Annotated in this window: 14 protein-coding genes and 1 pseudogene; 12 read left to right on the top strand and 3 right to left on the bottom strand. The window is 66.7% G+C overall.

Annotation, left to right across the window (positions count from 1 at the left end):
- Nucleotides 1-38 precede the first annotated feature (38 nt).
- The 4 genes and pseudogenes from ACILR9_RS05705 (at nt 39) to ACILR9_RS05690 (ending at nt 2,613) form a co-directional block, all read left to right on the top strand.
- Nucleotides 39-1,085, top strand: coding sequence for an IS30 family transposase (locus ACILR9_RS05705; RefSeq protein WP_395708931.1), 1,047 nt, complete (start codon nt 39-41; stop codon nt 1,083-1,085).
- A gap of 187 nt (nt 1,086-1,272) precedes the next feature.
- Nucleotides 1,273-1,878: a DUF3300 domain-containing protein gene (locus ACILR9_RS05700; RefSeq protein ID WP_395708930.1), complete on the top strand. Its 606-nt coding sequence runs from the start codon at nt 1,273-1,275 to the stop codon at nt 1,876-1,878.
- Nucleotides 1,802-2,215: pseudogene (locus tag ACILR9_RS05695) on the top strand (DUF2950 family protein); the annotation flags it as partial. The gene ACILR9_RS05700 and the pseudogene ACILR9_RS05695, both read left to right, overlap by 77 nt.
- 26 nt (nt 2,216-2,241) lie before the next feature.
- Nucleotides 2,242-2,613, top strand: a complete 372-nt coding sequence (locus tag ACILR9_RS05690) for a DUF2950 family protein (RefSeq protein ID WP_395708929.1) — start codon at nt 2,242-2,244, stop codon at nt 2,611-2,613.
- A gap of 17 nt (nt 2,614-2,630) precedes the next feature.
- Here ACILR9_RS05690 and ACILR9_RS05685 read toward each other — a convergent pair whose 3' ends face one another.
- On the bottom strand, nt 2,631-3,053 hold the full coding sequence (locus ACILR9_RS05685) for a GFA family protein (RefSeq protein WP_395708928.1): 423 nt from the start codon (nt 3,051-3,053) through the stop codon (nt 2,631-2,633).
- A 119-nt stretch (nt 3,054-3,172) separates the two neighbouring features.
- Here ACILR9_RS05685 and ACILR9_RS05680 point away from each other — a divergent pair, with 119 nt between their 5' ends.
- On the top strand, nt 3,173-4,303 hold the full coding sequence (locus ACILR9_RS05680; protein WP_395708927.1) for an LLM class flavin-dependent oxidoreductase: 1,131 nt from the start codon (nt 3,173-3,175) through the stop codon (nt 4,301-4,303).
- 9 nt (nt 4,304-4,312) lie between these two features.
- Here ACILR9_RS05680 and ACILR9_RS05675 read toward each other — a convergent pair whose 3' ends face one another.
- Nucleotides 4,313-4,789 carry a MarR family winged helix-turn-helix transcriptional regulator gene (locus tag ACILR9_RS05675; RefSeq protein WP_395708926.1) on the bottom strand — a complete coding sequence of 159 codons (477 nt, stop codon included), beginning with the start codon at nt 4,787-4,789 and terminating at the stop codon, nt 4,313-4,315.
- 80 nt (nt 4,790-4,869) lie between these two features.
- Here ACILR9_RS05675 and ACILR9_RS05670 point away from each other — a divergent pair, with 80 nt between their 5' ends.
- The 5 genes from ACILR9_RS05670 (at nt 4,870) to ACILR9_RS05650 (ending at nt 9,709) form a co-directional block, all read left to right on the top strand.
- Nucleotides 4,870-5,760 carry an SMP-30/gluconolactonase/LRE family protein gene (locus ACILR9_RS05670; protein ID WP_395708925.1) on the top strand — a complete coding sequence of 297 codons (891 nt, stop codon included), beginning with the start codon at nt 4,870-4,872 and terminating at the stop codon, nt 5,758-5,760.
- Nucleotides 5,757-6,977, top strand: coding sequence for a CaiB/BaiF CoA transferase family protein (locus tag ACILR9_RS05665; protein WP_395708924.1), 1,221 nt, complete (start codon nt 5,757-5,759; stop codon nt 6,975-6,977). The genes ACILR9_RS05670 and ACILR9_RS05665 overlap by 4 nt, the downstream gene beginning before the upstream one ends.
- A 64-nt stretch (nt 6,978-7,041) precedes the next feature.
- Nucleotides 7,042-8,076 carry an ABC transporter substrate-binding protein gene (locus tag ACILR9_RS05660; protein WP_395708923.1) on the top strand — a complete coding sequence of 345 codons (1,035 nt, stop codon included), beginning with the start codon at nt 7,042-7,044 and terminating at the stop codon, nt 8,074-8,076.
- Between the two features lie 23 nt (nt 8,077-8,099).
- On the top strand, nt 8,100-8,882 hold the full coding sequence (locus tag ACILR9_RS05655) for an ABC transporter ATP-binding protein (protein WP_395708922.1): 783 nt from the start codon (nt 8,100-8,102) through the stop codon (nt 8,880-8,882).
- On the top strand, nt 8,879-9,709 hold the full coding sequence (locus ACILR9_RS05650; RefSeq protein ID WP_395708921.1) for an ABC transporter permease: 831 nt from the start codon (nt 8,879-8,881) through the stop codon (nt 9,707-9,709). The genes ACILR9_RS05655 and ACILR9_RS05650 overlap by 4 nt, the downstream gene beginning before the upstream one ends.
- Before the next feature lie 76 nt (nt 9,710-9,785).
- Here ACILR9_RS05650 and ACILR9_RS05645 read toward each other — a convergent pair whose 3' ends face one another.
- Nucleotides 9,786-10,028 carry a hypothetical protein gene (locus tag ACILR9_RS05645; protein WP_395708920.1) on the bottom strand — a complete coding sequence of 81 codons (243 nt, stop codon included), beginning with the start codon at nt 10,026-10,028 and terminating at the stop codon, nt 9,786-9,788.
- A 161-nt stretch (nt 10,029-10,189) separates the two neighbouring features.
- On the opposite strand from ACILR9_RS05645, the gene ACILR9_RS05640 reads away from it, so the two are divergent.
- The gene (locus ACILR9_RS05640; RefSeq protein WP_395708919.1) at nt 10,190-12,376 is read left to right on the top strand and encodes an anthranilate synthase component I; all 2,187 of its coding nucleotides are present in this window, start codon (nt 10,190-10,192) and stop codon (nt 12,374-12,376) included.
- Nucleotides 12,377-12,383: 7 nt separating this feature from the next.
- Nucleotides 12,384-13,175, top strand: a complete 792-nt coding sequence (locus tag ACILR9_RS05635; protein WP_395708918.1) for an RMD1 family protein — start codon at nt 12,384-12,386, stop codon at nt 13,173-13,175.
- The last annotated feature ends 8 nt before the right edge of the window (nt 13,176-13,183 follow it).

Raw genomic sequence — 13,183 nt, 5'->3', positions numbered from 1 at the left:
TCAAACGAAGTGCAACACCTTGCTAGAAGGGTGTTGTCATGGGAACCCACTACAAACAACTCACGCACGATGAACGGTGCGATATTGCCGTGCTACGTCGAGCGGGCCAGTCGATCCGTCAAATCGCTGCAGCTTTGGATCGCGCGCCATCGAGCATCTCTCGCGAGCTGAAGCGCAATGGCTCCAGGCAGGCTATTGGTGAGCGAAGGCCGGCCGGTAGCCAGCCGGCTGGCTACCGGCCGGCCTTCGCTCACCAACAGGCTCGAGCCCGGCGGTGGTCTGGCTCGCGCCTGGATCGCGACCCGGTGCTGCGCGCCAGCGTGCTCGACCGTCTGAGCAAAGGCTGGTCGCCCGCTGCCGTCTGCGGCCGCCTGGCGCTCGAGCATCGTCGGCCGGTGATCGGCTGCGAGTCCATCTATCGCTTCATCTACGCTCAGCTCAGGCGGACCAAGGACGGCCGCTGGCGTCACTATCTGCCACAGGCCAAGGGCCGGCGAGGCCACCGGCGCCCGCGCAGCCGCAGCCCCGCCTTGGCAATCAAGCACCGCCTGCCCATCGATCATCGTCCCCAGGAAGCCCTCGATCGCTGCCAAGCCGGCCACTGGGAAGCCGACTTCATGCTGTTCTCCCGCCCCCGACAATCCATCCTGGTCCTGCACGAGCGCACTTCGCGCTTCACCGCAATCGTGCGCACCCCCAACCGCCGCGCTCAACCGACCGCCAATACAATCGCCCAATTCTTCGCCCTCATGCCCCCTCAACTCCGCCGATCTCTAACTTTCGACAACGGAACCGAGTTTGCCGAGCATCATCAGCTGCATAAAAGCTCCGACCTGCAGACCTTCTTCTGCGATCCCCATTCGCCGTGGCAAAAGGGCGGCATCGAGAATGCCATCGGCCGATTCCGACGCCTCTTGCCCAGGACCACTGATCTTAAGGCCGTCAAACCCAAAGACATCGCTCGCTTCATCCACGCCTACAATCACACGCCTCGAAAATGCCTGGACTTCCACACTCCCGCTGAGGTCTTCTCAAAACTGTTGCACTTCAAACGAGAATCCACACCCTCGCTGCGCTCGGGATGACAACTTTGCTGAGTGCAGTCATCTCGTGAAACCTGGGCCGGTGCCGGCCTCGTGGCGGTGCAAGCACGCGTTCGCAGTGGTACACTTGGCGCCCGGGTCGCAACGCCGCGCGGGCGGTGACGACGCCCCTGATTGATCTGGATCGGCGGTCGGCCGGCGTCGTAGCCAAGAAAAATCGGGGGTAGCGATGACCAACTCGACGATCGGGCCATTCGACAGCCGCTCGTCAGGCCGGCGCGGCTTATTGCTGTTGTCTGTGGCGGCGGTGGTCTCCCTATCGCTGCCGTCGTTCGCACAGACCGACAAGAAGACCTTTTCGCCGGAGGAGCTCGACCAGATCTTGGCGCCGATCGCGCTCTACGACGACGCCTTGTTGTCGCAGGTCCTGATGGCCGCGACCTACCCGCTGGAGATCGTCGAGGCGTCCCGCTGGCTGCAGGCCAACACCAATCTCAAGGGCGATGCCGCCGTCAAGGCCGTCGCCGACAAGAGCTGGGATGTCAGCGTCAAGTCGATGGTCGCCTTTCCCCCGGTCCTGAGCCAGCTGAACGACCATCTCGACTGGACCCAGAAGCTGGGCGACGCCTTTCTCGGCCAGCAGCAGGATGTCGCGGCTTCCATCCAGCGGCTGCGCGCCAAGGCGGCAGCCGCGGGCACCCTGAAGAGCGGTCCGCAGACCACGGTGACGACCGAGTCCCAGGGCGGCGAGACCGTGTATGTGGTCCAACAGGCCAGTCCCGACGTGGTGTACGTGCCGAGCCATCGCGGCGATCCTCGGCAAGAGCTGGAATGATTTCGTGCCGGGCAGCGATCAGCACGACGAGGAAATCCGCGAACGTTTCCTGAAAGCCTGGGACGAGGGGCACAAGATCATTCCCGACGGACCGGACAAGGCGCTGGTCGGCGCCGGCATGACGGGCTGGGTGTCGCCGATCCCGATCGTCAGGCAAGGCAACGAGTGTCGCTACGATGTCGAGGCGGGACGCGTGGAAATGCAGGCGCGTCTGATCGGCCGCAATGAGCTGGCGGTCATCCAGACCCTGCTGGCGATCGTCGATGCCCAGCGCGACTACGCCGCGCTCGATCCGATGAAGGTCGGGGTGCCCGTCTATGCGCGCCGGCTCGTCAGCTCTCCGGGTCGCATGGACGGACTTTATTGGGAGACCAAGCCCGGCGAGCCCGAGAGCCCGAGAGCCCGCTGGGGCCGCTGCTCGCCAAGGCCCAGCTGGGTGACGTGCAGGAGAACGGGTACTACGGCTACCGCTTTCGCCTGCTGTACAGCCAGGGACCGGACGCCCCCGGCGGCGCCTACGATTATCTGGTCAAGGGCCGCATGCTCGGCGGTTTCGCCGTCATCGCCTGGCCGGTGCACTGGGGCGAGACCGGCGTCATGACCTTCATGGTGAGCCACAACAGCGACGTCTATGAACAGGATCTCGGTCCCGATACGGCGCAGCGTGCCGCGGCCATCACTGTCTTCAATCCCGACAAGAATTGGGACAAGGCCGATATGACTCCCGAAAAGTAAGGTCCGGTGATGCCTGCTCAGTACGATTTGCCGGCCGGATAGGTCGCGAACGTCGGCACCGCCGGATCCAGATGGTCCCACGGCTGGGCGCTCTTGACGAAGATGTTGGCATCGGGCCGGAACCAGCTCGGGTCGTCGAAGGTGCAGACCCGCAGGCCGACGATATCCGGTCGCGTCGAGACCTCGACGTAGAGCGGCGTGCCGCAGTCGCCGCAGAAGACGCGCGTGATCTCATTGCCGGCATCAGACTTGGCGCGATAGCGCTTGGGCGTGCCCTGTGTGACGCGGAAATTGGCCGCCGGCATGCGCACTGCCGCGACATGGGGCGCGCCGCTCTGCCGCTGGCAATCGCGGCAATGGCACTGCAGGGCGAATTGCGGTTCACCGCTGCATTCGTAGCGCACGGCCCCGCACAGGCAGCCACCGTTTCTCGTCGGCATGTGGGTCTCCTTTGGTGCAGTATCCTGATCGCGGAAAGCGCCGCGCCGTTGTCTGGCAGCAGTATGAGAGGATTTCCGGCGGGCGGGAAACCGTGCCGGTGGCGTTCGAGGAGAGGTGAATGAACAAGGCCGAGGCGATCGCATCGGAAGAGTACCGCCGGGCTCACGTGCCGCTGTACAACGAACAGAAGCTCAAGCTCGGCGTCTTCGGCATCAATTGCAGCTACGGGCTCAACATCTCGCACGCTCCGACCAGCTACAAGGTGACCTGGCAACATACGTCCGACATCGTCAAGCGCGCCGATGCCATGGGCTTCGAGCTGGCGCTGCCGGTGGCGCGATGGCGGGGATTTGGCGGCACGACCGATTTCAACGGCGAGTCGTTCGAGACATACACCTGGGCGGCAGGGCTCGCCCAGGCGACCCGCAACATCATGGTCGCGGCGACATCGCATGTGCCCACGGTCCATCCCATCGTTGCCGCCAAGCAGGCGACGACCATCGACCATATCTCAAACGGCCGCTTCGCCCTCAATCTCGTGATGGGATGGTTCACGCCGGAAATGGAGATGTTCCAGGGCATGCAGCGGGCGCACGACGATCGCTACCGCTACGGCGCCGAGTGGCTCACCGTCGTCAAGCGACTGTGGACCGACGACGAGCCGTTCGATTTCGAGTCCGAGAGCTTCCACATCAAGCAGGCCCAAGCCCATCCCAAACCGGTTCAGAAGCCCTATCCCGTCCTGATCAACGCCGGCCATTCACCGGCGGCGACTGACTTCTCGGCGCGCGAGGTCGACTTCAGCTTCGTGGGCTTCGACAGCGTCGAGTCCGTGAAGGCGGTGGCTGCCCGGGTCCGCGACAAGGCGCGCACGGACTATCGGCGTCACATCGGCGTCTGCACCTCGGCCCTTGTCGTGTGTCGTGAAACCGAGGCCGAGGCCCGGCAGGTGTATCGCAGCATCATCGAGCACGGCGACTGGGTGGCTGCCGACAATCTGATGAAGGTGCTGGGCATCGAGAGCCAGTCGTTCAACGACCGCATCCAGAAATATCGTGAACGATTGGTCGCCGGTTGGGGCACCAACCCGATCATCGGCACGCCCGAGCAGGTCACCTCCCAGCTCGCCCAGGTCTCGGCCGCCGGCATCGATGGCGTGGTGTTCGGGTTCCTCGACTACAACGAGGAGCTCAAGTTTTTCGACAGTGCCGTGATGCCGCTGCTGCGCCAGGCAGGGCTGCGGAGCTAACTCGAGACCTCAAGCCTCCGGGGCCTGCGCCTCATCGAGCTCCACGAGCATGCGGTCGGCTTCGGCCTGTAGCCTGTCGAGGCAGACGATCAGGGTTTCGGCGGTACCGGCCGGCAAGGCGCCCAACAGCCTTTTCTGGCGCCGCCGTGCGTTGGCCATGATCGCGTCGTGCACCCCCTTGCCCGGCTTGGTGAGGCTCACCAGCGTTCGCCGCATGTCGAGCTTGTCGGTGGAACGTTGGACGAGGCCATGCTGCTCGAGCTTCTCGACCGACAGGCCGACCCACGCCTTGTCGGTCGCCAGGGCGCGACTGATGTCCCGCGCCGTCGTGGTCTCGTGCAGGGCGATGATGGAGAGCACGCGCCATTCGGGAAGCGTCACATTGAACTGCTTGCGATACCGGCGGTTGCTGTAGAGGCCGAGCGTGTTGGACAGACGGAGCAGGCGGTAGGTCAGCAGATCGGTGACTGATTTCGGCTCGCGCATGCGAGGGGCTTAGCAGTTGACGATGGTCCTGCTCAAGCCATACGGTAGTGATCACTACTACTTTCCAAAGGAGAGGGCGCTTGGACATCGACTGCGTGTCCTCCGTTGCCAACGATCTGGGTGAATCGCCCTTGTGGGATCCAGATTCCCGGCGTCTCTACTGGATCGATGCCTGGAGGAGCGAGGTCCACGCCTTCGACCCGGCGACGCGCGAGACGTCCTGCACGGCGCTCGCGCCGGCGCTGGCCGGCCTTCCGATCGGGTCGATTGCCCGCTGTGCCGAAGGCGGGCTGCTCAGCGGCGTCAAGGGCGGCTTCTATCACCTCGACCTCGCTCGGCGCGCGGCGCGTCTGATCGCCGCCGTGGAGGCGGATCGTCCCGCGACGAACCGGTTGAACGACGGCAAGTGCGATCGTGCCGGCCGCTTCTGGTGCGCGTCGGTCAACACCGATCACCATACGCCGACGGGCGCGCTGTGGCGGCTCGACCAGGACAAGGCGCCGGTGCGGATGGAGGACGGCCTGACCATCGGCAATGGAATCGCCTGGAGTCCCGATGATCGGCGCCTGTACCTCGCCGACACCTTGACCGCGACCGTCTGGCAGTACGATTTCGACGTCGCCAGCGGGGCCATCGCCAACCGCCGGCTGTTCGTATCGACCGTGCACATTCGCGGCTTCGTCGACGGTGCGACGGTCGATGCCGATGGCTGCTACTGGGCGGCCCTGTTCCGTGGCGGCGCGGTCGCGCAGTTCGATCCGGACGGCAAGCTCATGCGCCACATTCGCCTGCCGGTCTCCAATCCGACGATGTGCGCGTTCGGCGGACCCTGCCTCGACATCCTCTACGTCACCTCGGCCAGCCGCTTTCTCGACGCCGCGCACTTGCGCGACCAGCCATTGGCCGGGCGCCTGTTCGCCATCGAAGGTCTCGGCGCGCGCGGCCTTGCCGAGCCGAGGTTCGGCGCGTGAGCCGGCCGCCGCTCGCCAGGCTGCCCCTCGAAGGCGTGCGCGTGCTCGAATGCGCCAGCGTCATCGCCGGTCCCTACAGCGCCTACCTGCTGACGCTGCTGGGCGCGGAGACGATCAAGATCGAGCGCCCGGGCCAGGGCGACTGGATGCGCAGCCAGGGTGGCGACGCGGCGTTGGTCGCCGCTGGCCTCGGCAGCACGTTCCTGTCATGCAACGCGGCCAAGCGATCGGTGGCGCTGAACCTCAAGGATCCGCGGGGTCAGAAGATCGCACGCGAGATCGCCGCCGGCGTCGACGTCATGATCGAGAACTGGCGCCCTGGCACGGCGGAGCGGCTGGGCGTGGGCTTCGACGCGATCAGATCCGTCAATCCGCGCATCGTCTACTGCTCGATCTCGGGCTTCGGGCAGAACGGGCCGATGTCGCCGCGGCCTGCCTACGACCATATCATCCAGGCGGTGTCCGGAATCATGTCGGTCACCGGCACGCCGGAGACGGCGCCGAGCCGGACCGGGCCGCCGCTGGTCGATTACCTGACCGGCCTGTCGGCGACCGTCGCCATCCTCGCCGCGCTGCGCGAGCGCGACCGCACCGGAGAGGCGCAGTCGATCGACGTCGGCATGCTCGATTGTGCGGTCGCGGCAATGGGCTCGATTCTGTCGGCCCACGTCAATGGCGGGGTGCCTGCCGCCCCGATCGGCAACGCGGCTGCCAGCGGCGCGCCGGGATCGGGGCTGTTTCAGACCGCGACCTCGCCTTTGACGGTCGTCGCCAACACCGAGGCGCAGTTCGCCGCGCTGTGCGGGGTGCTCGGCCGGCCCGAGCTCATGCACGACCCGCGCTTTTGCGAACCCGCCGTCCGAAAGCAGAACCAGGACGCCCTGCGAGCGATCATCGCGGCCTGCCTGGCCGGGCGCCCGGCGATCGACTGGGAAGGGAGGCTGGCCGCGGCTGGCGTGCCGGCGGGCGCGGTCCGTTCGGTGCCCGAGCTGATCGACGAGGCGCATGTCGCGGCGCGCGACCTCTCGCGCCAGCTGGCGCTGCCGGAGCAGGGGCGTGACGCCGCGCTGCCGGCGGCCGGCTTCAAGCTCAACGGACGCAGGATTGCCCCCGAGCGCGGACCGCCACTGCTTGCGGCCGACAACGAGAGCGTCCTGGCGGCGCTCGGCTACGACGCCGCGCAACGCCGGGCCCTGCGCGAGGCCGGCGTCTGGTGAGCGGGACCATCACGGGAAGTGCTGCGGGCGTCTCGCCTGCATGGAGACACCAGGGAGGGAACAGATGAGAGATCGGATCATGGCAAGCGTGCTGGCCTTCGGCATGGCGGCATCGGCGATCCTTGCGACGCCGCCGGCAGCGCAGTCGCAGGACAAGCTCACGGCCAGCGTCGGCTACTATCCCGGCGCGCTCATCTCGATGCCGGTGCTGGTCGCCAACGAGCAGAAGTTTTTCGAGAGGAACGGCCTCGCGGTGGAGCTCGTGCCGGTCGCCAGCGGGCCGGCGATGACCTCCGCCGTCGCTAGCGGCAGCGTGACCTTCGTCAACAACTCTTGGGACAATCTCATCCTGGCGGTCGACAAGGGCCTGCCGGTGCGGGCGGTCGTGGGGTCGACCGTCAAGGTGCCGTTCGCCTTGCTCGCTCGCAAAGGCATCGCCCTGCCGCACCTGGCCGAGGGCTATCCCGGCATCATCAAGGATTTGGTCGGCAAGAACTGGGGTGTCCTGGCGCTCGGCGTCTCCGTGCATTTCATGGCGCAGATGATCCTGACCGACGCCGGGTTCAAGGCGAGCGACGTGACGTTCCTCGCCGTCGGCCTGCCCAATACTGCGCGCCCCGCCCTGCAGCGTGGCACTGTCGACACCTACTTGAGCATCGAGCCGCTGCCGTCGATCGCCGCGGCCAACAACGAGGGGACCGTCGTCGTCGATCTTGCGAAGAACCAGGGCCCCAAGGTGTTCCATGACCTCGGCTACAACGGCTGGTGGGCCTCGACGTCGACGATCAAGGACAAGCCAGAGGTCGTCGCGCGTTTTGCCAAGGCACTCGAGGAGTCGTACTGCTGGTTCAGCAAGCCCGACAACCTCGATCAGGTCGTCGCGCTGATGCAGAAATACGTCAAGGTCCCCGACCTCTCCGAGGACGCCTACAAGGCGATGGTGAAGGGGTTGCTGCCGACCTTCGGTCCCGACATCACCTCGCGCACCATCGACACCTGGGCGAAGCTCCTGGTCGACAACAAGCAGCTCGGCGCGCCCAAGACGCGGCGCGACATCGTCGCCGAGACGGCGCGGGAGAGCTTCCGCTGTCCCAATTAGGCGCTGCGGCGACGGCCGGGGCCGTGACGATTGCCGACGGCGGCGGGCGAGCCGGCGACATCAGCGTGCGCGGCCTCTCCGTGACGTTCGGGCGGGCGCGCAGCGTGCTGTCGGGCGTCGATCTCTCCGTGCAGCGCGGCGAATTCATTGCGCTGATCGGGGCCAGCGGTTGCGGCAAGACGACGTTGCTGAACGTTATCGCCGGGCTCGTGCCGGCGGCGGGCGGAACCGTGACGATCGCCGGCACCCCGCCGACCGCCGGGCGCCGAGACATCTGCTACGTCCTCGCCCGCGACGCCCTGCTGCCGTGGCGCACCGTCATGGGCAATGTCGAGTACGGCCTAGAGGTCTCCGGCATCGGCCGGGAGGAAAGGGCGCGCCGGGCCGCGGCCTATGTCGAGAAGGTCGGCCTGGCACACGCCCGCGATCTCTATCCCTCCAGGCTCTCCCAGGGCATGCGGCAGCGCGCATCGCTGGCGCGCGCCTTCGCGGTCGGTCGCAGCCTCTATCTCATGGACGAGCCGTTCAGCGCCCTCGATTCGCAGACCAAGCTCGTGCTCCACGATCAGCTCCTCGGGCTGTGGGGGAGCAGCGGCGCTACCGTCGTCTTCGTGACCCACGACATCGGCGAGGCGATCACGCTGGCTGATCGCGTGCTCGTGATGTCGAAGAAGGGAACGGGGGTCGTCGACGAGATCCGCATCGATCTGGCGCGCCCGCGCTCGGCCGAAGCGCTGCAGGCGGATGCCCATTATCACGATCTCTATCGCAGGACCTGGACCTCCCTGAAGGCGAGCGCCCAATGACCGACATCGCCAGCTCCGAAGCCAGGCTCGACTCGGCCGTGCGCGCAAAGGGCGGCCGCTCGGCGTCGATCTTCGCGGCGCGGGCCCTCTTCCTCGCCGTCATCCTGGCGACCTGGCAAGGCGCCGTCGCCTTGGGCCTGGCCAACGCCGCCTTCGTGTCGACGCCGGCCGGCGTCGCGCAATCCTTGTGGCACCTGTTCAAGGACGGCGAGATCTTCCCCGATCTCGGCACGACGGTGCTCGAGATCGCGATCGCCTTCGCCCTGTCGGTCGTGTTCGGCATCGGTAGCGCCGTCATCCTCGATCGCAACGACTGGCTGAACCGGATCGTCTCGCCCTTCCTGACGGCCTTCAACAGCATGCCCCGGATCGCCCTGGGGCCGCTTTTCATCCTGTGGTTCGGCATCGGCATCGCGTCGAAGGTCGTGCTCGCCTTCTCGCTCGGCTACTTCATCATGCTGCTGAGCACCCTGGGCGGCCTCAAGAACGTCGATCGCGATCTCCTGCTGATGTCGCGGCTGTTCGGGGCTTCCGAGCTTCGCCTGTTCCGCGATGTCCGCTTTCCCTGGGCGCTGCCCGGCATCTTCGCCGGGCTCAAGCTGACGCTGATCTACTGCAGCGCCGGCGCGGTGATCGGCGAGATGATCGCGGCCAAGAGTGGCCTCGGCGTGCTCCTGCAGAGCTTCAGCGGCCGCTTCGATGTCGCCGGCGTGCTCGCCCTCATCCTGATCGTCGCCCTGCTGGTGATGGTGCTGACGTCCCTCATGGACCTGGCGGAACGCCGCTTGCTGGAATGGAGCAAGGGCAGCACCGACGTGCCGGGATGACGGCGAGGGCGGTCACGGCGATGCGCCGTTCCTCCCCGGCTCTGCTGGGGAGGTGTCGCCGTCTTCGGCGACGGGGTCATGAACTGGGAGCGCGCCACTCCGTGGCGCTCTTCTTCTTCCTCCCCAACGAAGTTGGGGAGGTGTCCGCGTAATCGCGGACGGAGGGGTCAAAGGCCACAGTCACGATGCTCTTGACCCCTCCGTCGCCGAAGACGGCGACACCTCCCCAAGCCTCGCTTGGGGAGGAAAGAGAAGAGCGCTCCTCTGACACTACCTTCGCGCTTGCCGCCGTCGGCGCGGTCTTATAGCTTCCGGCCATGCGCTCTACCGTCTGCATCGCACGTTGGTGGCGGCCGATCCTTTAGCGGACGGCCGGTTTTGTGCATTGCTCAACAGGCCGTCCCGGGTTCGGGGCGGCTTTCGTATTTCCGGCGATTGTGATCCCGAGCTCGCGGCAGCCGAACCCGAGGAGTTGGTTCGATGTCTTGCGACCGTTATCAAACCCGTGGCGGCATCGCGGTTCACCGCGATGTCCGGGAGCTGCCCTATCCCGGCGGCACCGACGCACTGGCGCGCACGCTGGACCGCCGTCGCGGCGTGCTGTTGTCCTCCAGCTTCGAATATCCTGGGCGCTATAGCCGCTGGGACACCGGCTTCGCCGATCCACCCCTGGTGCTCGAGGCCAGAGGCCGCGGCTTCTCCATCGTCGGGCTGAACCCGCGCGGCGAGGCTCTGGTGCAGGTCGTGGCCGATCATGTCCGGGGCCTCGACGCGATCGTCGCCCTCGAGGTACGCGACGATCGCATCGACGGAATGCTGTGCGAGCCGGCTGGCCGCTTCCCCGAGGAGGCACGCAGCCGCCAGCCCAGCGTGTTCTCGATCCTGCGGTCGCTCACCGAGCTTTTTGGAGCCGCCGAGGACGATCATCTGGGATTCTACGGCGCGTTCGGCTACGACCTCGTGTTCCAGTTCGAGCCGATGGCGCTGCGCCTGCCGCGTGCGGCCGATCAGCGCGACCTCGTGCTGTTCCTGCCCGACGAGCTGCTGATCGTCGATCACATGCGCCAGGTTGCCAGGTGTTTCAGATACGACTTCACGGTCGGTACCCGCTCGACGGTGGGACTGCCGCGCGGCAGTGCCGACGATCCCTACGTGACCGGGATCGCCGGCGCGGTGCCTGCCGAGAGCGACCACGCGCCGGGCGAGTACGCCGCCATGGTCGAACGCGCACGCGAGGCCTTCGCCCGCGGCGACCTGTTCGAGGTCGTGCTCGGGCAGCTTCTCTCGGCGCCCTGCCGCGATCAGCCCAGCGCGATCTTCGAGCGCCTGCGGCGGATCAACCCGGCGCCATATGGCGCGCTGATGAATTTGGGCGACGGCGAGTTCCTGGTTGCCGCCTCACCGGAGATGTTCGTCCGGGTCGAAGGCCGCCGCGTCGAGACCTGTCCGATCTCCGGCACCATCCGCCGCGGCTGCGACGCCCTCGAGGATGCCGATCGCATTCGCGAGCTGCTGAACTCCGCCAAGGACGAAGCCGAGCTGACGATGTGCACCGACGTCGATCGCAACGACAAGTCGCGCGTGTGCGAGCCCGGCAGCGTGCGCGTCATCGGGCGCCGCCAGATCGAGATGTATTCGCGCCTGATCCACACCGTCGACCATGTCGAAGGCGCTCTTCGTCCCGAGTTCGACGCTCTCGACGCCTTCCTGTCTCACGCCTGGGCGGTCACCGTCACCGGTGCGCCGAAGCCGTGGGCCATTCGCTTCGTCGAGGCCGAGGAGAAGAGTGCGCGCCGCTGGTATGGTGGCGCCATCGGCGGAACGATGTTCAACGGCAACATGAACACCGGCCTGACCCTGCGAACGGTGCGGATGAAGGGCGGCATTGCCGAGGTGCGCGCCGGCGCCACCCTGCTGCACGACAGCGACCCGCACGAGGAGGAGGCCGAGACCAGGCTGAAGGCGGCGGCGATGTTCTCGGCGATCAATGGCGGCGTCGAGGCTGCGGGGCCGGTTTCGGCGCCCGCGCTCACGGTGCGTGCGTCCAAAACGGGCGCGATCCGAATGCTCCTGGTCGATCACGAGGACAGCTTCGTCCATACGCTCGCCAACTACAGCCGCGCGGCCGGGGCGCACGTGGTCACCCAAAGACCGGATCTGGCCCGTGAAACCCTGGCCGGCAACCAGCCGGTCGACATCGTGCTGCTGTCGCCGGGACCGGGCAGACCGGCCGATTTCGCCATGGATCAAACGCTGGCACTGGCAATGAAGCGCCGGCTGCCGGTGTTCGGCGTCTGCCTCGGCCTGCAGGGCATGGTGGAATTTTTCGGGGGCGCGCTCGATCTGCTGGCCAAGCCGATGCACGGCAAGGCGTCCGAGGTCCGCGTGCTGGGCGGCAAGCTCTTTCAAGGGCTGCCGCGTCACTTCACCGTCGGTCGCTATCACTCGATCCACGCGCGCGGCAGCGCGATGCCGAAGGAACTTGCGGTGACGGCGGAGACCGCAGCCGGCGTCGTGATGGCAATCGAGCATATTATCCTGCCGATGGCGGCAGTGCAGTTCCATCCCGAGTCGGTGATGACGGCGCCCGACATCGGCCTCCGGCTGATCGAGAACGCCCTGCAGCTGCTGACATTCCGGCAGACCGCCGCGAGGAGGCTGCTATGATGCCCCTGTGGAGCAGGGCGAGAGAACCATCGACTTTCACGCGGTGCTGCTGGGCCTGCGCATCGACACCCGGGGCCTCGAGCACCCCGACACGATCGGGCTGTCGCCGCTCACGCTGCGCGTCGGCCGCCGCGGCGTGGCATTCGCCTTCCGGTTCGGGGTCGTGGTGTTCGCAGGCGTCCCGCTCGCCGACGAACATGCGGTCCTGGAGGTGCTGCGGCCGCGCGTCGTCGAAGCCGTGGCTGTGCCTGAGCGCGACCGGACCACGGCATCGCTGAGTGGTAGTGACGACAAGCTCGACACGGCCGGGGCGATCTTCCTGAAGGACGATGCGCCCGAGCGGTTGCAGATCGTGGCCAATGTGCTGGCCAAGAGCCTCGTGCTGTCGCAGCAGGAGACCGAGCTCGCCATCGCCGTCGACCGCATCGACCAGCTTGCCATGGAGCTCAAGCGCAAGGGGCGTGGCGTGCGCCAGGCGCGCGACCTCGTACGCCAGATCGGCGACAGCCTGCTCACCCAGCATCGCATGGTCGGCCGCGTCGCGGTCGAGGACAAGCCCGACATCCTGTGGGACTGGCCCGAGCTCGAGCGGTTCTATGCCCGGCTTGCCGATGAATACGAGCTCCTGGAGCGCGGCAAGGCGGTGGACCGCAAGCTCGCCCTGGTGGGCGACACCATCCGCACGCTTCTCGAGCTGGTGCAGGACCAGCGTACCGTCCGCCTCGAATGGTACATCATCATCCTGATCGCCATCGAGATCCTGCTGTCGCTGTACGAGATGTTCTTCCGCAGCCATTGAGCACCGCG

This window comes from Reyranella sp. (assembly GCF_044224635.1).
In the GTDB taxonomy this organism is placed as follows: Bacteria; Pseudomonadota; Alphaproteobacteria; order Reyranellales; family Reyranellaceae; genus Reyranella.
The sequence above is the reverse complement of the archived record's forward strand: the minus strand, read 5'-3'. Positions and strand labels throughout refer to the sequence as shown.